The 19,094-nt window shown below is 39.9% G+C and carries 19 protein-coding genes; 5 read left to right on the top strand and 14 right to left on the bottom strand.

Going from position 1 to position 19,094, the window contains the following annotated elements; translation table 11 throughout:
- Positions 1–12 precede the first annotated feature (12 nt).
- A complete protein-coding gene (locus FN960_RS12210) occupies positions 13–2,562 on the top strand; it encodes a CBS domain-containing protein (RefSeq protein WP_143849015.1) in 2,550 nt (849 codons plus the stop codon).
- A gap of 26 nt (positions 2,563–2,588) precedes the next feature.
- Here FN960_RS12210 and FN960_RS12215 read toward each other — a convergent pair whose 3' ends face one another.
- From FN960_RS12215 to FN960_RS12235, 5 genes are read right to left on the bottom strand one after another with little or no spacing between them, the layout of a single operon-like run.
- On the bottom strand, positions 2,589–3,638 hold the full coding sequence (locus tag FN960_RS12215) for a hypothetical protein (protein WP_143849016.1): 1,050 nt from the start codon (positions 3,636–3,638) through the stop codon (positions 2,589–2,591).
- 12 nt (positions 3,639–3,650) lie between these two features.
- A complete protein-coding gene (locus FN960_RS12220; RefSeq protein WP_143849017.1) occupies positions 3,651–4,529 on the bottom strand; it encodes a permease prefix domain 1-containing protein in 879 nt (292 codons plus the stop codon).
- A complete protein-coding gene (locus FN960_RS12225; RefSeq protein WP_143849018.1) occupies positions 4,519–4,698 on the bottom strand; it encodes a hypothetical protein in 180 nt (59 codons plus the stop codon). Before FN960_RS12225 ends, FN960_RS12220 begins: the two co-directional genes overlap by 11 nt.
- Positions 4,699–4,709: 11 nt before the next feature.
- Positions 4,710–5,612: a permease prefix domain 1-containing protein gene (locus FN960_RS12230; protein ID WP_143849019.1), complete on the bottom strand. Its 903-nt coding sequence runs from the start codon at positions 5,610–5,612 to the stop codon at positions 4,710–4,712.
- Positions 5,602–5,934, bottom strand: coding sequence for a PadR family transcriptional regulator (locus FN960_RS12235; protein WP_143849020.1), 333 nt, complete (start codon positions 5,932–5,934; stop codon positions 5,602–5,604). Before FN960_RS12235 ends, FN960_RS12230 begins: the two co-directional genes overlap by 11 nt.
- Positions 5,935–6,078: 144 nt before the next feature.
- Between FN960_RS12235 and FN960_RS12240 the strand changes: the two genes are divergently transcribed.
- Together FN960_RS12240 and FN960_RS12245 are read left to right on the top strand one after the other, a co-directional pair.
- On the top strand, positions 6,079–7,149 hold the full coding sequence (locus FN960_RS12240; RefSeq protein ID WP_143849021.1) for a DUF3900 domain-containing protein: 1,071 nt from the start codon (positions 6,079–6,081) through the stop codon (positions 7,147–7,149).
- Between the two features lie 26 nt (positions 7,150–7,175).
- A complete protein-coding gene (locus FN960_RS12245; RefSeq protein WP_143849022.1) occupies positions 7,176–8,093 on the top strand; it encodes a phosphotransferase family protein in 918 nt (305 codons plus the stop codon).
- 125 nt (positions 8,094–8,218) lie between these two features.
- Here the strand turns inward: FN960_RS12245 and FN960_RS12250 are convergent, their stop codons facing one another.
- From FN960_RS12250 to FN960_RS12275, 6 genes are all read right to left on the bottom strand, one after another.
- The gene (locus tag FN960_RS12250) at positions 8,219–8,620 is read right to left on the bottom strand and encodes a hypothetical protein (protein ID WP_143849023.1); all 402 of its coding nucleotides are present in this window, start codon (positions 8,618–8,620) and stop codon (positions 8,219–8,221) included.
- A 214-nt stretch (positions 8,621–8,834) separates the two neighbouring features.
- Complete coding sequence (gene asnB / locus FN960_RS12255; RefSeq protein ID WP_143849024.1) at positions 8,835–10,733, bottom strand: asparagine synthase (glutamine-hydrolyzing); 1,899 nt, start codon at positions 10,731–10,733, stop codon at positions 8,835–8,837.
- Positions 10,734–10,750: 17 nt separating this feature from the next.
- A complete protein-coding gene (locus tag FN960_RS12260; protein WP_143849025.1) occupies positions 10,751–11,479 on the bottom strand; it encodes a hypothetical protein in 729 nt (242 codons plus the stop codon).
- On the bottom strand, positions 11,479–12,000 hold the full coding sequence (locus tag FN960_RS12265) for an RNA polymerase sigma factor (protein ID WP_143849026.1): 522 nt from the start codon (positions 11,998–12,000) through the stop codon (positions 11,479–11,481). The genes FN960_RS12260 and FN960_RS12265 overlap by 1 nt, the downstream gene beginning before the upstream one ends.
- Positions 12,001–12,400: 400 nt before the next feature.
- A complete protein-coding gene (gene fabF, locus FN960_RS12270; protein WP_143849027.1) occupies positions 12,401–13,642 on the bottom strand; it encodes a beta-ketoacyl-ACP synthase II in 1,242 nt (413 codons plus the stop codon).
- A gap of 28 nt (positions 13,643–13,670) precedes the next feature.
- Positions 13,671–14,609: a beta-ketoacyl-ACP synthase III gene (locus FN960_RS12275; RefSeq protein WP_143849028.1), complete on the bottom strand. Its 939-nt coding sequence runs from the start codon at positions 14,607–14,609 to the stop codon at positions 13,671–13,673.
- A gap of 192 nt (positions 14,610–14,801) precedes the next feature.
- On the opposite strand from FN960_RS12275, the gene FN960_RS12280 reads away from it, so the two are divergent.
- On the top strand, positions 14,802–15,089 hold the full coding sequence (locus FN960_RS12280; RefSeq protein WP_143849029.1) for a hypothetical protein: 288 nt from the start codon (positions 14,802–14,804) through the stop codon (positions 15,087–15,089).
- 25 nt (positions 15,090–15,114) lie between these two features.
- Here the strand turns inward: FN960_RS12280 and FN960_RS12285 are convergent, their stop codons facing one another.
- The 3 genes from FN960_RS12285 to FN960_RS12295 all read right to left on the bottom strand — a co-directional run bounded on the left by FN960_RS12285 (position 15,115) and on the right by FN960_RS12295 (position 15,955).
- Positions 15,115–15,435, bottom strand: a complete 321-nt coding sequence (locus tag FN960_RS12285) for a hypothetical protein (protein WP_143849030.1) — start codon at positions 15,433–15,435, stop codon at positions 15,115–15,117.
- A gap of 56 nt (positions 15,436–15,491) precedes the next feature.
- Positions 15,492–15,683 carry a ComZ family protein gene (locus FN960_RS12290; RefSeq protein WP_143849031.1) on the bottom strand — a complete coding sequence of 64 codons (192 nt, stop codon included), beginning with the start codon at positions 15,681–15,683 and terminating at the stop codon, positions 15,492–15,494.
- A 68-nt stretch (positions 15,684–15,751) separates the two neighbouring features.
- On the bottom strand, positions 15,752–15,955 hold the full coding sequence (locus FN960_RS12295; protein ID WP_143849032.1) for a hypothetical protein: 204 nt from the start codon (positions 15,953–15,955) through the stop codon (positions 15,752–15,754).
- A 639-nt stretch (positions 15,956–16,594) separates the two neighbouring features.
- Here FN960_RS12295 and FN960_RS12300 point away from each other — a divergent pair.
- On the top strand, positions 16,595–18,187 hold the full coding sequence (locus FN960_RS12300) for a peptide chain release factor 3 (RefSeq protein ID WP_143849033.1): 1,593 nt from the start codon (positions 16,595–16,597) through the stop codon (positions 18,185–18,187).
- Positions 18,188–19,094 lie beyond the last annotated feature (907 nt).

Genomic DNA, 19,094 nt, shown 5'->3' on the forward strand with positions numbered 1-19,094 from the left:
GGAGCTCAGTTTATGAAAATACTAACGTCTCATTCACAGATAGATTTTGATGGTTTGGCCTCCTTACTAGGAGCTAGCCTAATACATACGGACGCCAGGATTGTGTTGCCAAATGAGCAGCAGCCAGGTGTTAAAAAGGTCCTCTCTCTTTATCGAGATTATATGAAGATTGAGCTCGCTTCATCTATTCGTTGGGAGGATGTAACCGAACTTGTGATCGTTGATGCTTCCACAACAAAACGATGCGGGGTCCCTGAGGAGAAGCTATCTAAGAATCTCTCCCTTATCATTTACGACCATCATGAGCAACCTCCTGACTCAAAAGCCACTCGCATCAATCAAGAAAAAGTTGGTGCCTGTGTAACGCTACTCATTGAATTAATTAAAGAACATAATCTCCCAGTCTCCTCTGAACAGGCTACATTAATGGGGCTCGGATTATATAGTGACACAGGTTCATTTCAGCATAACCAAACAACCAATCGAGATTTAATGGCCGCTGCATTTCTTTATGAAAATGGTCTAGACCTTGAAGTGATAAAGCCTTTTTTGGAGGAGCAGTTAACCACTGAGCAGCAAAGTCTATTTAATCAGCTTTCAGGTACGTATCAAGAAATCAAAGTGCAAGGGTTAGATGTCGCTCTTTGCTCTAGCACATGCGACGCGTATATTAGCGGTCTAGCTGCAATCACAGAGAAACTCATTGATATCCTTCCTGTAGATGCTGTGCTTTCGATTGTACAAATGAATGAGCATACGTATCTGACAGGCAGAAGTCAGTCTAGCCGACTAGATATAGCCTCTTTATTCTCTTCCTTTGGAGGCGGAGGTCATAAGCAAGCAGCTGCAGCAATAGCTAAACAGACGAAGCATGAAGAGGTTTTAGCACAGATTTCAAACAGCCTCACTGAGCATATAGAACCCGCCGTAACTGCTGGACTTCTTATGTCCTCGCCTGTTCATACGCTTTATGAAGAGGATAGTATAGATGAAGCCGCCTCGACGTTAATTCGTTATGGCCACACTGGCATGCCCGTTATCGATGATTCAGGAAAAGTGATCGGGATGCTCTCTAGACGTGATTTAGATAAGGCACAGCGCTACGGATTAGGTCATGCGCCTGTCCATGCATATATGAGTAAAGAACTTATTTTTCTTGATTCAGAAGCTACCATTGATGACATACAAGAAACGATGATTGCCTTTAATATTGGACGTATCCCGATTTTAGAGGATCAGGATTTGCTTGGTATTGTCTCAAGAAGCGATATTCTATCCATCATGCATAATGAGGGAACTCGAAAGCAATTAGAAGCAGATGCTCAAGTGTTTGCGAACCAGACATTAGCTAAAGAACTTCACGAGCATTATTCCACTGAGAATTACGAGTTGCTTGTTTTAATAGGAAAACAAGCTGCCGCATCAGAGCTAAACAGTTATCTTGTTGGCGGAGGCGTTCGGGACGTATTATTAAGCCGACATAACGAGGATCTTGATATTGTCATAGAAGGAGACGCGATTGCCTTCGCCCATGAACAAGCTCAAACGAACGGTGGTAATGTGAAGGAGCACCCTTCATTTCGAACAGCCACTTGGACAACCACTTCTGGAATAAAAATTGATCTCGCCAGCTCCAGATCCGAGCATTATAAGCAACCGGCTGTTTTGCCAGAGGTCTCAGCTTCAACGATACGGGAGGATTTATCTAGACGCGATTTTTCCATTAATGCCATGGCCTTAAGTCTGCACCCAAAGACATTTGGACAATTGCTTGATCACTTTCATGGTCAGCGCGACCTAAAAAACGGCCAAATTCGTATCCTTCATCCATTAAGCTTTATTGAGGATCCAACGCGTATCTTCCGTGCTGTACGTTTTGCCCAGCGCTTTTCCTATCAAATTCATCCACATACGCAAGCATTAGCTAAAGTAGCCGGTACGGCCTTAGAAGGCTTATCTACAACACGTATTATGCATGAATTAGACTTAATGCACCAAGAAGATCAGCTTGAATCATCCATGCATATGTTACATGATTTGGGTGTCTGGAAGACGTTATTGAAGGAGGAGCCAAGTGAGCAGCAGTGGGAGCACGTTCACCAATTGGTTGAGCATGATCACGGTGATCCGTTCACATTACTTGCTGCCCTTGCCTTTCAGCCAAATGGGGATTTTGTAGATGCGATAAAAACGTTTGCGCTGGCATCTAAAGACCTAGCTTTACTACACACAGTTCAAGAGTTAAGAATTCAACACACTTCTACTAACCTTACATTAGGAGAATGGCATGAGAGCTTTCATTATGCTTCAAGTGAAGGCCTGATTTTTTTAGCATTGGTACCTGGAGTATCTGTTGGTCCAGCCATATTAGAATACGTCAAAGCTCGAGATGAGTTGCAGCCCCTACTTAGTGGGCGAGACCTCTTGCATCAGCTACACATCGAACCTGGTCCTATCTACACTACCATTTTAATCAAAGCCTTCAGTCTCCAGCTTGATGGTGAACTTCAAACGAAAGAAGAAGCGTTAGACTGGGCGAAAGCTTATAAGAAAGAACCCTGATAGCGATCAGGGTTCTTTTCTAATTGTTATTCATTTTTCTCTAGTAATTTAATTTCCCGCTCTTCTCCTCTTTCTAATGAGTATTCAAAAAATCCACTTACTTCGTATCCGTCAAATCCGCTTTCTTCCTTCATATATAAAATTGTTTGTCCATCCGAACTTAGAGTTGGCTGTAACACCGTTTCTCGTATACCTAAATGTTCACCTTCCTCTCCAGATTCTCTATCATAGTAAATCAGGTCGTAAATGTAATTTCCATCTTCATCTTTATTTATTACTGACTGTAAAAGCAGCTGGTCATTGGGCAAACAAATAACATCTGCTATGAGCATTTCATCTTCGGAATCTGTTACAACTTCAATCTCACTTTCATCATTTAACCCAATATCATAAACAGTTTCTGTTGCCTCAAACATAGATTCTTGCGTTGTATTGTTATAATCATCTGGCATGATAACTAAAGCATGCTCTTCTGAATCATCCAAAACCAGTGACATCATTGAATAAGTTCCTATATCTGTTAGATTGTTTAGTTCCTCATTATCTATATTAAAAGAATACAGATCAAATTGATTAGGTGGTTCTTCTGAATTTCTCTCAGGGTCGCTCAATCCAGCAGAACCAATTAGATAAATCTGATCTGATACTTTACTAGAAACGACTTCAAGAATCGCTGCATTCCCTTCAACCAACACATTCGCTTCCATTGTTGACAAATCAACTTCAATAACTGAACTTACAGTTATATTTTCAGCTTGAAACTGATCAATCAGCCCATAATTGTTTTGAATATAAATAACTGAATTTCGATTTGTTACCACAGGTGAATGGAGTACGGTATCATCTTCTGCCACAGCAATTTGACTTACATCTGCACCCTCGTTCCTTATATAAAGTGCATCAATCCCATTTACCTCAGCTGTAAATACATACATGCCATCATTGCCTTGAGCAAATTCTCCTCTTAGTTCAGGTGCTGAGTCAATCGACGATTCTACATTCGCCCCCCAAATAAATAACCCTAACGTAACCACTAATAAAAAGCTAAAAATACTTATCATCCAACGCAATTTCATGATCATTTCTCCTTAAAATAATCTAAGAAACCAAAAACCCCAATCGGAAGGAATGAGAAAAGCAAAAAGGGTATACGGAAGTAGTAAAACACTCATGCTTAAACTACTCAAAACTATTCTCGGAAATTTTCTTAATAAATTTATTTGAGCAACATAGAAAAAAAGCCACAAAATTGAAAAATACTGCATCATCCAAAAGATTGCTACCTCTCCACCCATACCCCAACCAATTAAACCTACATATATACAATAAGGTATAATAATTAGTCCGGTTGTAATATTTACAGCATGAACCACTTTAGTATACTTAGGTTTCACGGAAGTTGAACTAAGGGCGGTGCGATAAAGCAGAAATATAGTCAGTAAAATTAATCCAATCAGACCAATTAAAAAATACAATTGCCCTAAATAAAAGAAATGCGAAGCAGGACTCAGCTGGATCGAGAATACTGCCAATTGAATAATTAAAGCAGTGTTCAGCCAGCGCCTACGATTCACGCGGAAGATCGTATTCATCGCAAAAAATAAGATAAATGAATGACTGATCATACCAGCAATGAGTTCAATATGTAATGCTACTTGTTCGGTTAGTAACATAGAGACATACATGCCCACCGTCAGCAAAAACCCCGCTAACCCCAGCACATACAATAACTCTCTTCGATAAGGGAACATCGATTGTTGCAGCTCATTCCCAATGATTGCTTCCTGCCCAAATCGTTTCATCGCTTTATCCGTCGCCTCCTCTAGAGAGTATCCCTCATCTACATATTCGTCGCGGATCATTGTGACATGACCAAAAAGCTCCTCAAAAAGATCATCATAGTCTTCCTTTGTGCAATCGGTTTGCTTCACGATGGAGTGAACATAGCTTTTTATGTCACGGTTCATACGAAGCTCCTGGAACTATTCGTTCGACTAGCGTTATCTTATTCTGATCAAACTGACCTGACATTTTTAGTGTTGCAGTTGAACAAATAACTTCACCAATTATCCTCATTGCATTTGTCAAAAGGAGCGTACTAGTGAATACAGTGATCTTCAACTGTTTACTAATCACCTTTTCACCTCCTAATTATTTGCATGTATTAAGTTTTCAAGGAAATGTGCTACTCTACCTTCTATAGTTAACTCAATAAAAAAGAAGGACAAAACAGAATAAATAACTACTAAAACAGAACAAATTAAAGCAATTGTTACAACAGGCATCCGACCTCTTTTTAGCGCTTTGTATTGAATGACATATATAAGTCCCCAAATATAAACAGGTGTACCCATTCCTATGACATATAAGAATGAAGCCCCAAAAACCATCCCACCAAAACCTAAAATTAGAGCCTTAGTCGAGAGAATTAAGCCTATAGGGATATTAATTAAATGAATAAAAGCAGACCTGCCAACTTCAGGGCCCGTTAAAGCAGTTAAAAAGATAATCCCTATGTTTAGAAATCCAACTCCTATCATCAATATAGGGAAAAAAAGGTGCCCTTCATAAAACAAATTGATTGGCCAATATGAGCTATAAGCTAGAACTGCTAAATGAAAGATAAGAGCGGTATTTAACCATCTCCTTCGATTAATTCTAAATGTTGTATTCATTGCAAAAAATAAGATTAAGCAGTTACTAATAACACCAATCCCGAGCTCAAAAGGTAGTGCGACATTCATAGTAAAAAGGAGATACATATACATGCCCAACGTCAGCAAAAACCCCGCTATCGCCAGCACATACAATAACTCTCTTCGATAAGGGAACATCGATTGTTGCAGCTCATTCCCAATGATTGCTTCCTGCCCAAATCGTTTCATCGCTTTATCCGTCGCCTCCTCTAGAGAGTATCCCTCATCTACATATTCGTCGCGGATCATTGTGACATGACCAAAAAGCTCCTCAAAAAGATCATCATAGTCTTCCTTTGTGCAATCGGTTTGCTTCACGATGGAGTGAACATAGCTTTTTACATCACGTGTCATACGAAGCTCCAGAATCAGTCCGCTCAACAAGCGTTTGCAAGAAAGCCCAGTCTTTTTTCTTGCGAGCGAGCTCTTTAGCTCCTTCGTCTGTCATCTGATAGTACTTACGGCGCCCATTGTCGGTTTCCTTCCAATAGGACGAGATCCAGCCTTTTTTCTCCATTCGTTTAAGCGCGGGGTATAAAGTGCCTTCACTCATTGCATACGCCTCTTCACTTAGCTGTTTTAAGCGTTTAACCATTTCATATCCATATAAATCTTCCTGTGAAATTAAGCTTAACAATAGTAAATCAATGCTGCCCTTCATCATTTCCTTATCCATGAACAATTTCCTTTCTTTGTCTTTCTATATTTGCATTGTATTACTATGTACATCGTAATGCAAGGGTCATTTTCAATTGACGCTCTATGACTCTTCTCCTATACTGAAAACATTGCTTGAAACCGAAATAGAGGAGTATGTCCAATGGATTTTGAAATTCAATTTCTATCTTTTTTTGTGATTACTGTTGAGGGTCGAGATGACCAATCTGATAAACGCTTTAAACATTTTAAAACCTTAGATAAAAATGAGTTTGAAAACAGTGAAATGAAGGATTTTCTTGATGGTGAGCTTAAAAAGATCGTCAAGCGTAAAGCTGATCATCATCCTAAATCTGAGCAGGTGCCAACCAAAATTGGTCACTTTGTAACGGAACCCGGCCACTCGCTCGACTCTAATCCGAATTATGCGCTCCTGCACAGAACACGTTTTGCTGAAACCAAAGAAGATTTTAATAAAGCAAGTGAGCAGCTGGTGCGCATTTATTTGAATACAAGTGCTGTGCGTGGCGGTGTCTTCCTTGTCGCAACAGCGGTTCCAAGGAAATTCTATGATGACTCGTTGGTGTTTATTATGAAATGTGATTTTGAACCTAAGGTAGCCTCCATTTCTGACGAATCCTCACTTATTCAGAAGGTGGAGCACGCGATCACCACAAAAAATATGAAATCCATTCAATACCCATATATGCCTGAGGAGGGCATGATTGAGCATACAGAGGTCAAGATTCACCAAGCCTCTCATGCTCGGTATTTTGAGGATTTTCTTAGCTATGTTGAATACGGCGAACCGATGCCTGTCATTATGAAAAATCAGGTGATGAGCATGGTACAGGAGCATGTCTATGAAACCTATGATGAAAACAGCGAAGAGCGTCAAACATTTGATCATGAGCTGGAAATTTGGGAGGGTAGTGAAAAAAGAGAAATCCAAGAAAGGCTCGACACCCATCAGGTAATGGAAGCAGCTGCTCAGATTGTCGAGCACACGCCAGAAGCTGAGCTTAAGATGAAGGTAGGGGAAACCTCTATTAAAGGCCTTCTTGCAGACTTTGGCGAGACTCTTCATTTAGGAAAAATCAACGGCCGATACGTTTTGCTTGTAGAAGCAGATTCCATTCAATTTGAGAAAGGTGTCTCTCCTATTGAATTTCATAAACCAGATGATTTACATCAAATTATTGAAAGACTTAATGGGAAACGTGTTGAATCATAACTTTTCCCCACTTAGAGGTGAGCTCATTGAAATCATTTAAAATGAATGTATCCGATTCAAATGTTTCAAGGATTATTCGTTTAAATTATCCTTATGCCACAAATATTGAACAATTAAATATGGGAGAGCTTAGTCGGGTCTATACTTTTAAGGCTGGAGACTCAGAATATGTCGCCCACTTCCGGCTTACGAGTGAAAGCTTAAAAAAAGCCAAGATGATCTATGAAAGGTTTGGGGATACCCTACCCATTCCAGAGGTACTAGATGTAGGAGAGCTTGACGGTATACATTTTATGTTTAGCCAAAAAGCGAATGGAAAACCTATCACTTCATTTGATGGTACTACTCAAGCCTCAATATTACAGCACTTAGCAACCGTCTATTCTGATATTGTAAAAACAGAGATTGATCATACATTCGGCTGGATTTCGCCATCTGGTCAGGCGACATATGATACATGGTCTGAAGCATTAGAGAGCTTTTTTGTGGAAGAGGATCATGGCTTTCACGCAAATTGGAAGCAATTATTTGATGGACAGATCCTAGAAAAGCAAGCGTTTGATGATGGCTATACTAAAATGATGGAGCTTTCCACCTATGCTCCACAGAAGTCCTATTTAGTTCACGGGGATTTCCATTTGGGCAATATGCTCTCAGACGGGCAACTTGTTACAGGTATTGTAGATTGGGAGATGTCGATGCAAGGAGATTTTGTCTTTGACTTAGCCGGACTTCATTTCTGGGCACCTGAATTAAACTTTCCTGAAAAGATGAAAGCTGCTTGGAATAAACAAGGCATAGACATTCCACACTTTCACGAAAGACTTTATGCCACTCTACTCTTTAAAGCAACAGACGGTTTGCGTTTCTATGCGAAACAGGAGAATATGGAGGCTTATCAGTTTATAAAGAATAAATTATATCAGCTATTAAATGAATTATAAGTAATGAACCGGGTCTACAATTATGTGCGTTTACCCGGTTTTGCTTTTGAAATCAACATGTTGCTACACTCTAGTTTCTTCATAATTGTTACCTCTTAAGTAACTAAACCTTCTGCTTAACTTACCTACTCTTCTTCTGCCAAGTTCATTTTACGTCTAGCGTTTATTAATCGGATGCTCCCTTTCAATAAAAATACAAAGGAAAGCGCAAATGGAAATACTAGTGAAGTAGAAATGAGTTGTTTCTCGTTCATCACATACAATATCAAACTGAAGACAAGAAAAAAGGCTCCAGTTAAGATTTCCTCCAAAGGGGATGTTGAGTGACTTTTTCCTTGTGCATAATCAATAAGAGCTACGATTAAGACATTAGCAAATACGATTAGTAAAAGAATAGATGATAGCGTGCCGACCTGCAATATGTCCAGCCCAAACGGTTCATCTTTAAAGAGCATATATACCATGAAACAAAAAGAAATTAAACAGATTGAATATCTAATAACGGTAGACCTAAGACGCTTAAACAAAGTATATTTCCCCTCCTTCTTTTTTCTATATTTTAGCAAGTTTATCCAATTATTGATAGTCTTTTAAGAGAACATATTCTTTACGTTGATGGTTTACAGTACTATAAATTGTAACTCTCCGTTCTAACATAAAAGAGCCCAACAATTATGCGTGATACCAACACAATTGTTAGACTCTTTAAAGCATTTCTATCTCAGACTCGCTCAACTTTAATTAGCTTGTTCTTCTCTGCAATTCCGCGATCTCTTGAATCGCTTTCTCACTACTCCCTAGATTTTGGATATAAAGAGAATGCCAGATTAAGAAACAGATAATCGTCCAAAGCTTTCGACTGTTGTCTCGTTTGCCTGTCGCATGTTCTTCCAATAGAGCTAAGGCTTGTTTTTGATCAAAAATCTCTGTAGAAGCTTTATTAATCGTCAAAATATCTTTTGCCCAATCATACAATTCGTCTTTTAGCCAGTGACGAATCGGCACAGGAAAGCCTAGCTTTTTCCGGTTAAGAATGGAGTCAGGTACAACATCCTTAATGGCTTCACGAAGCACATATTTGGTCGTTCCATTAGCTAGCTTGGCCGACTCAGGAATGTGTCTTGCGACTTCAAATACTTCTTTATCTAGAAATGGTACACGAAGCTCCAATGAGTGTGCCATGGTCATACGGTCTGCCTTCACTAAGATGTCACCCGGGAGCCAAGTGTGCAGGTCAATATACTGCATCTTTGTTGAGTCAGGATAGGCAAGCGCCTCTTGATACAACTTCTTAGTTAGGTTTGTATACGAGTAATTGTCTTGGTAAAGCTTTAATACTTGTTTTTTCTCTTGTTCTGTAAAGATTTTGGCATTTCCTATATAGCGTTCCTCTATCGGTGTTGTTCCACGGATGAGGAAGTTACGACCTCTTACACCTTCAGGCAATCCTACTGCCAATTTATTCATCATTCGTTTTGCTTGAGCTGGCCAGCTATTAAAATATTTTAGTGCCATTGGTTCACGGTAAATGTTGTAGCCACCGAACAGCTCATCTGCACCTTCTCCTGAGAGAACAACCTTGACATGTTTGCTTGCTTCTTTCGCTACAAAATAAAGCGGCACAGCTGCTGGATCCGCTACGGGATCATCCATATGCCAAATAATCTTTGGCAGCTCTCGCGTAAACTCTTCAGGTGAGATATGCTTATGAATGTTCTCTACATTTAATTTAGCTGCCGAATCGCAGGCTATATCTACCTCGCTAAAGCCTTCCTGGTCAAATCCTACTGTAAACGTTTTTAATCCTGGATTATGTTCCTTAGCTAGGGCTACAATTGTGGTTGAGTCAATTCCACTAGAAAGAAAGGCTCCCACCGGAACATCACTACGCATATGTTTGGCTACAGAGTCCTTTAACACATTAATGACTTGCTTGGCATAAACATCAACTGACTTTGACCCTTGGTTAAAGGTTTTTGTAAAGTATGGTTTAATTACGGCTGGCTGATTCGGCTTTTTGGTTAATGTATGTCCTGGTTCTAGCTTCTTAACAGCCTGAGAAAGTGTTAATGGCTCTGGCACATATTGGTAGGTTAGGTAGTGCTGGATTGCTTCCTCAGAAACGCCTGCATACGAATCAAGAATTCGAAGGCTTTTCATTTCGGATGCTGCAACAAGCCTCTCTTTTGTTTCTACATAATAAAAAGGCTTAATTCCAAATTGATCTCGTGCCGCAAACAATTCTTGCTTTTCGTCGTCCCAAATCATAAAGCCAAACATGCCTCGGAGCTCTTTCACACAGTCTTGTCCCTTTTGAGCATAAAGAGCAACAATAACCTCTGTATCTGTATGGGTTTCAAATGTATATCCTGCCTCAATTAACGATTGGCGAAGCTCTTTATAGTTATAAATTTCGCCATTAAAAATGATATGATACTTATCTTGATAGGACAAGGGTTGCTGCCCATGTTCTATATCAATAATGCTGAGTCGTTTAAAACCAAAAGAAACGAAGTCGTTCATATATGTACCGGTTGAATCTGGTCCTCTATGATGAATCGCTTCTAATGCTTGTTCCCATTTGTTTTGCTCAATGAACGTTGTATTACTCGAAATCATTTCTCCTATAAATCCGCACATATCTATATTCCTCCAACTTACTTAATGTTATTTATCTCAAATTCACTAATATAATCATCAAAATTAGCCCCATGCCCATCTAACGCTTCAAGAAAAAAGGTTTGTGTAATAATGTAGCTACCTCCATTAAGATCATCTACAAAATAATAGCGATAAACGGATGCGTCCCAATTCATGCCTTCGTCTGCGTATAGTTTTATAGCATCAAGAGGTTCAGAGACCGGTTCAGGTGCGTGAACACGTTCAATGTTCATTTCTTCTAAATCAAACATGATATGTTGCATTGCCTCTTCGGGCGATAACTCTGCTTCTTTTTTTATGGTCATAGATACATCTGGATACCCTTCTACAAGAGGTTCCCTGAGTCTAATTTCTTGAACCAAACCGTCTTGGTTCGTCCATTCATACATTGTATCTTCTAAAGAAGGAAGAACGTATTCAGTCTCTACTAGCTGCTTATCTTCTCCTTCAGCTCTCGATGTTCTTTCAACAGAATCCACCTTCATTAAAGGAGCTTCATCAGGCTCAGCTTGAAAGTATAACTGATCTAAACTAAACCAGAAAAGAGCGATTACAGGAATTGGTGCCAGAACTTTTAAAGCAAGATGAAAAGATATTTGATTCTTTTCAGTTCGTCTACGATTTAAGTTCTTCTCAACATGAATGTACATTTCTTCAAGTTCGTGTGTCGTTACTTTTGTATGGTCATTTAATGTTTTTTTTAGCTTGTCATCCAAGTCCTGCATCAATTTTGATCTCCCTTCTCTATTATTTCTTTCAATTTTTGCCTTCCTTTATACAAACGACTCTTAATTGTGTTTTGATTTACTTGCATTATTTCGGCTATTTCTATTTCCGTGAATCCTCTTAAATATTTTAAAATAAGAGGAATTCGGTTTTTTTCAGGTAATTGCTGAAGAGACTCATATAGATCAGAGTAATCATGTTGCGTCATCTCCTCTGTGGTATCTAAGGAAATGATCTTCTTTAATCGCTCGATGATTTTGTTTTCTTTTTTTAATACGCGATTGCATTCATTAATCAAGATACGATAGAACCACGGATCGAATGGATGCTCTTGATTGTATTGATCTCTAGCTTGATACACCCGAATAAATGTTTCCTGTACAGCATCTTTTGCTATTTCTCTATTTCTAGTTATCGCTATTGCTGTGCGAAGAGCTTGTTCTGCTTTTAACTCATACAATAATTCAAAAGCTTCTCGATCCCCGGCAAGTGCTCGTCTAACAATCTCATGTTGCTCCAATGGTTAAGAGCCTCCTACCCCGCGAACCGACAAGCGCCTTAAAGACGCTCTCTATATATATACCTGTCTTTTCGCTAAAAAGTTTTCATCCATTTGAAAAAAGTAAAAAATTCCACACTTCATCATACTTGATGTGCGTTATAATGAAAACCCATTTTCAGAGATTTCTTGAATAGATTTGGATATAAGGTAGGGTTTTATTAAAAGAATAGGGCAAATGACACCGATATCCTTACATTTGTTGACTTAATATTGAACAAGAAAGGTAATTCCATATCAGATTGTGACGAAAACCCTATAAATAACAGAAATGTTTAAAAACTTTTAGAAGCGGCATCTATCCAACCCAAAAAAAGCTTGCCGACAACTAATATTTGTCGACAAGCTTTTTCCTATATAATTATTGCTGGAATTTCTTAAAAATTAATGTTGCGTTATGTCCGCCAAAACCAAGTGAGTTACTTAAAACGGCTGTAACATCTGCTTTCCGTGCTTCATTCGGTACGTAATCCAAATCACAATCTGGATCTGGCGTTTCGTAGTTAACAGTTGGAGGGAGAATCTGTTCCTCAATTGCTTTAATAGAGAAAATGGCCTCTACCGCTCCTGCGGCACCAAGTAAGTGGCCAGTCATTGATTTCGTTGAGCTCACTGCCAAATCATAAGCATGCTCTTTAAAAACAGACTTAATAGCCATTGTTTCAAACTTCTCGTTAAGTGGTGTGCTTGTTCCATGAGCATTAATATACTGAATATCTCCAGGCTGCAAACCTGCATCATCGATAGCCATCTGAATGGCACGTGCTCCACCTTCTCCACCTGGAGCTGGAGCTGTAATGTGGTGTGCGTCTCCTGTTGCACCGTAGCCGACGATTTCAGCATAAATATGAGCTCCACGCTCAAGAGCTGAGTCTAGGCTTTCAAGAATTAAAATCCCTGCTCCCTCACCCATCACAAATCCATCGCGATTAGCATCAAAGGGGCGCGATGCTTTGGCCGGATCTTCATTGTGAGTTACTGCTTTAGCTGAACAAAAGCCTGCAATCGACATATTTGTAATTGGCGCTTCTGCCCCCCCTGTAATCATTGCGTCCGCGTCACCACGTTGAATAACTTTAAAAGCATCTCCAATGGAATTTGTTCCACTCGCGCACGCTGTGACTGAACAAGAGTTAACGCCTCTTGCGCCTGTTAAAATGGACACCTGACCAGATGCCATATCCGGAATTAGCATTGGGACAAAAAACGGACTAACTCTACGCTGTCCTTTTTCAAGAAAGCTTTTAAATTGCTGTTCGTAGGTTTCCATTCCACCAATACCTGAACCAATCCATACTCCAACTCGTGCAGAGTTCGATTCATCAATCGTTAAGCCCGCATCTTTTAGTGCCATCGTAGCTGAGGCAACTGCAAATTGTGTAAAACGGTCCATCTTACGTGATTCTTTTTTGTCCATATAATTAGCTGGTTCAAAGTCTGTAATTTCGGCTGCAACCTTCATTGGAAATTGATCAGCGTCCACACGTGTAAGTGGTTTTACTCCAGTTCGCCCATCTTTAATTCCTTCCCACGTTGAATCTACATCTAATCCAAGCGGTGTTACGGCACCCATTCCTGTAATCACTACTCGTTTTTTATCCACGATATCTGCTCCTTTATGTTATCTGTATTTATCTTCCCCAACGGATGGCGATGGATCCCCATACAAGACCTGCACCAAAACCTACTAAGACCAATACATCTCCGTCTTTAATTTTACCTTGCTCAAGCTCCTCTACCATTGCCATTGGAATAGAAGCAGAGGAAGTGTTTCCATATTTATTAACTGTTACAGACATTTTATCTAAAGGAAGGTCCAATTTCTCTCTTGCTGATTCCATAATGCGAATATTTGCTTGATGTGGAATGAGATAATCGACATCTTCCTTATTTAAACCTGCTTTTTCGATGACTTTTAATGAAGACTCCCCCATTTGTCTGACCGCAAATTTAAATACCTCGCGACCATTCATCTCCATAAAATCGCCTCGCTTGTTGATGTGCATAGCACCGCCGCCATCTGCACCAAGATCAAAAGAGAGAATTCCCTTACCCTCAGTAACAGAACCAACAACAGCAGCTCCTGAGCCATCACCAAAAAGTACAGCTGTATTTCGATCACTCATATCAGTTATTTTTGAAAGCTTCTCCACACCGATAACAAGAACATTTTTGTATGCACCGGTCTCAATAAATTGCTGGGCTGTCACAATACCGTAAATAAAGCCAGCACAGGCCGCACTGATATCCATTGCAGAAGCATTCACAGCCCCGAGTCTTTTCTGAACAAGAGTAGCAACTGTTGGAAATGCCATATCTGGTGTAACCGTAGCAACCAAAATAAGGTCGATATCCTCCGCTTTGACCTCAGCTTGTGCTAAGGCTTTAACAGCTGATTCATATGCCATATCTGATGTATCCACATCATCACCAGCAAAGCGGCGTTCTTCTATACCTGTTCTTGTACGAATCCACTCATCTGACGTATCCAACACTTTCTCAAAGTCTGCATTTGTAAACACTCGCTCAGGAATGTAGCTTCCCATACCCAAAATCCCTGCATTTGCCATGATTGTTTTCCCCTCTCACACTAGGCTCTCGCACATGTGTTACGACAAATTATTAGTACCTGATACTAAGTTTACTGTAAACTCATCTTTCTGTCTAGACTGAGCCCTCGCTCAGAGCGTCCCAAAACAGGCATATACCCTCACACACCAGGCATTTTCATATCATATATTAATCCTAAGGAAGGTGAAGTTATGAGTGATCAAGAGCCTAAACGAGATAGACCGGATGATTTTTTTTCGAATATGATGTTTGGTTCAAGACCTGAGCCAAAGGCTGAGCAGGGTAAGAAATCTGAATCAAAAGATACAGAAAACAAAGACGCCTCGCAAATGGAACAGGTCATAGAACTTGTTCAATCCATGGGACCAGTGATTGAACAGCTAGCGCCAATGGCGACAGCTGCTAAATCATTTCTCTCAAAAAAAATAAAAGAATTTTCCAGTGATACAACAGATCCAAAAGATAAGAGCAAATCTTAACCTTTATTAAGATTCTGCTCTTTTTTTATTGCTCCTTCTCTAATCGCTCCATCAATAACTTAAACCACTCATCCATCTCGTTACGTAACGTTTGATCCTTTTCTGATTTAATTGGAATACCTTGAACTTCTTCATACGTTTGCAAAAATCCTTCAATATCCTGTAAACGTAACTGAGCAAGACCAATGTTCACAAATACCCTCATTTGCCTTGCATTTCCTGAACGCATAAGCTCAGCAAAGGGCTGTAGCTTCTCGAGTCCTTCTTGGTCCTTCTTATCCCTAATTAACTCAATTCCTTTTTTCATTTCCTCACCTAATGCTTTAAGCTTGTCTTCCTTATTCATTACAATTGCCTCCATAGAAAAAGACTCATCACGGTTCACCGTCTGAGTCTTTTTTATTATTCTTGTGTCTCTGCTTCTGATTTACCCAATTCGTACGCTTCACCCATTACTTTTAGAAAAAGTTCTAGCATAGGCTGCATATCCTCAAAGTCTAGCTCAATTCCTTTTTGATTAAAAAACGCCTGTCCCTCTGGAAGGTGCTTCATGGCTAGCTGCATTAATTTCATATTTAACTCTGGATTGACCATTGTATCCACCTCATTCAAATATATCTACTCAAAGATACTATGGTCACGAGTTCATCGCAAGTATTAGCTTACGCTAGTCCTCGCTGTTCTGTCAGATTGACAATTTTAATGCTCATCACTTTCGATAAATTGACAAGCTCTCCTTTAATTGTCCACCATTGATTCGTTGATTGTGTGATCTCATCCTCAAGCTGTTGGTATGATTCCTTTGTTAGCATAATTTGCTTAGAGCTGGAATTTTCGAATTCAAAGGTAATAATAAAGTCTTGCATGAATAAACCTCTCCCATCCTTAAGTATGTCTCCACTCTTTGTTACGAGCTGTTTGTTTTATAGGTTTCGCTACTAGGCTATTTTTTTCAGAAGGATGTATTCAGGCTGAAACCTTGCTATAATAAAAAGCAGTGTGCATATGAACAGGATTTATGATATTTCTATGTAATATACAATAGCGGGAAACCGAAATTGGAGAGCACCCTTACCCGAGGTCAGGCGTTGAACTATACTAGCCTTTCCAGTTCACTTCAACCTTGCCCTGTACATCAAGGTCCCTGAAAAAGTCATGTAAGAATGAGCAGACTGGCGCCGCTACAGGAGAACCCCACGCACCCGCAAGAACGGTCTCAGCCCTTGAAGCGGAAAACCACTACTTCAATGTCTTCAGACTCGTTCTGTTCCGCAGGAGTCTACGGATTCTCCTTTCGCTAACGTTCTGAGTTAAACAATTGATGAACGTTTACAGTCTTAGAAAGATCGTTTTTCAGTGACCACCTGTACATCTCGTAGGTGGCGACCTTCCAATTTTGTGCGCTTAATTAAGGTGGTAGACGTTAATGTAAGAATTAACATAACACATGTAATTTGATAAATAACAAAAACTGTAAGACCTACTGAAAGAAATGAGGATATAGAATGAATTATAAAGAGGCAATCGAAAAAAGACGAACCTTTGCGATTATATCGCACCCCGATGCGGGTAAAACAACATTAACAGAGAAGCTATTGCTTTTTGGTGGTGCCATCCGTGAAGCTGGTACTGTTAAAGGTAGAAAAAACAGTAAACACGCCGTCAGTGACTGGATGGAAATCGAAAAGCAACGTGGAATTTCGGTAACAAGCTCGGTGCTTGAATTTGAATATGATGGATACAATGTCAACATTCTAGATACGCCTGGCCACCAGGACTTTAGTGAAGATACGTATCGAACATTAACAGCAGCTGACTCTGCGACGATGCTTATTGATGTAGCAAAAGGGGTCGAAGCCCAAACCAAAAAACTATTTAAAGTCTGTCGGATGCGTGGTATACCCATCTTTACATTTATTAACAAGCTTGACCGTCAAGGACGTGATCCATTTGAATTAATGGAAGAGCTTGAGGATTTGCTTGGCATTCGTTCTTACCCAATGGGATGGCCAATTGGAATGGGACAGTCATTTTCAGGTGTTTATGACCGTCATGCAAAGAAGCTGGAGCTTTATAACCCCGATAACCCAAAAGATATTGATATCATCCAACTTTCGGGACCAGATGATCCTAAATTAGATGAAGCGATTAATGATGAACAACTTGTTTCACAATTCCGTGAAGAAATTGAGCTCTTGGATGTCGCAGGAGATGAGTACAACGCAGAATTAATTGCCAATGGACAACTAACTCCAATCTTTTTTGGTAGTGCTGTCTCAAGCTTTGGTGTTCAGACCTATCTGGAACATATGCTAAATCTTGCTCCTTGCCCAGCCCCAAGAAATAGCTCAAATGGTCTGATTGATCCTTTAGAGCATCAAAAGTTCTCAGGCTTTATTTTTAAAATCCAAGCGAATATGAACCCTGCTCACCGTGATCGAATTGCTTTCTTACGGATCACTTCTGGTAAATTTGAGCGTGGCATGTCTGTCAAGCATGTGCGGATTGGCAAAAATATAAAGTTAGCTCAGCCTACTCAGCTTCTGGCTCAATCTCGTAATATTGTTGAAGAGGCCTATGCAGGGGACATTCTAGGGTTATTTGATCCAGGTAATTTACGTATTGGGGATACTCTTGTGGAGGGTGGCTCTTTTGAGTTTGCAGAGATGCCTCACTTCTCACCAGAGCACTTTAGCGCCATTTCAGTAAAAGAGGCGTTAAAGCACAAATCGTTTGAAAAAGGTATTCATCAATTAACCGAAGAAGGTGCAATTCAGCTGTTTAAAACCTATAATCGCTTTGTAGAGCAGCAAATTGTGGGAGTGGTTGGTGTGCTTCAATTTGAAGTGCTTGAGCAACGATTAAAAAGCGAGTACAACGTAGACATTCAGTTAGAACGTCAGCCGTTTACTTTCGCTCGCTGGATAACTGGTCCAGAAGAAGCGTTTACTAAGTTCAAAAAAACACAAAAAAATCTTGTCACGGATCGAGACGAGCGCATTGTGGCATTATTTGAAAACGAATTCCAAATGCGTACCGCCCAAGAAAAATATCCTGACCTCACCTTCCATGAGAATTCGTTTTTTAAAGAACAATAGGAATGTGACTATTATAGAGCCTGAGACATAAGTGTTGATCCTTATGAAGGCCCAAATGATGATTTTGATCTTTCAAATCATCATTTGGGCCTTCTTTGTTATTAGGGGAGAGGTAGTCTCCGCTTAGGAAATAAAGATAGATGTCTCATAATTTATTATTTGTTTGTTTTCCAATGTAGTGTATCACGTATTTTCAAGTCACTGACATCGAAGTGGTGGTTTTCCACTTCAAGGGCTGAGGCCGTTCTTGCGGGTGCGAAGAATTCTACTGTAGCGGTTCTGTAAATCCTATTCAAGTGATTTGTTCGTCCTTTAATTTAGTTCGTGAAGTGGATTTTCGAATGAGGCTGGACAAAAGAATTATAACTAATCTAAAAACTGAAGAATGTTGGAGTCTCTCCATTCATTGTTCGGCTTTTTTATTGTACAAATAAGGGTAGATGTTACTCCAGAATACACTTCATACGCTTAAGTACATAGAGGAATTGGAGGTTATCTGAGTAACAGTTCTTCGGTTGTCGCTCCCGAAAATGGGGGCATGCTTACCGCGGGAAGGTATTGAGCTAACGGGCTTCGCCCTTTTATCTCAATGAACCTTTTCATCCCGCAGGTGTCAGCCCACCATTTTCGTCCGCTTGGTGAGAGTGGTGGCATCAAGTATATGAGAGATGACTTACGTGGAGTCCAGATAACTTTTCAACTTATTTACTTGCAGATGTACATAAGGAAATTGGGGCAAGTCTGAGTATGAGTTCTTCGATCTTCGCTCCCGAAAATGGGGTACACTTACCGAGGGAGTACCTGTACTAACGGGCTTCGCCATCTTATACAATGAACCTTTTTACCGAGGTTACTGAAAAAGAAGCTTTATATGATAGTGAACCTTCTATCAAACAAAAAAACAACC

Origin of the sequence: Alkalicoccobacillus porphyridii (assembly GCF_007293315.1) — a bacterium.
GTDB classification, from domain to species: Bacteria; Bacillota; Bacilli; order Bacillales; family Bacillaceae_D; genus Alkalicoccobacillus; species Alkalicoccobacillus porphyridii.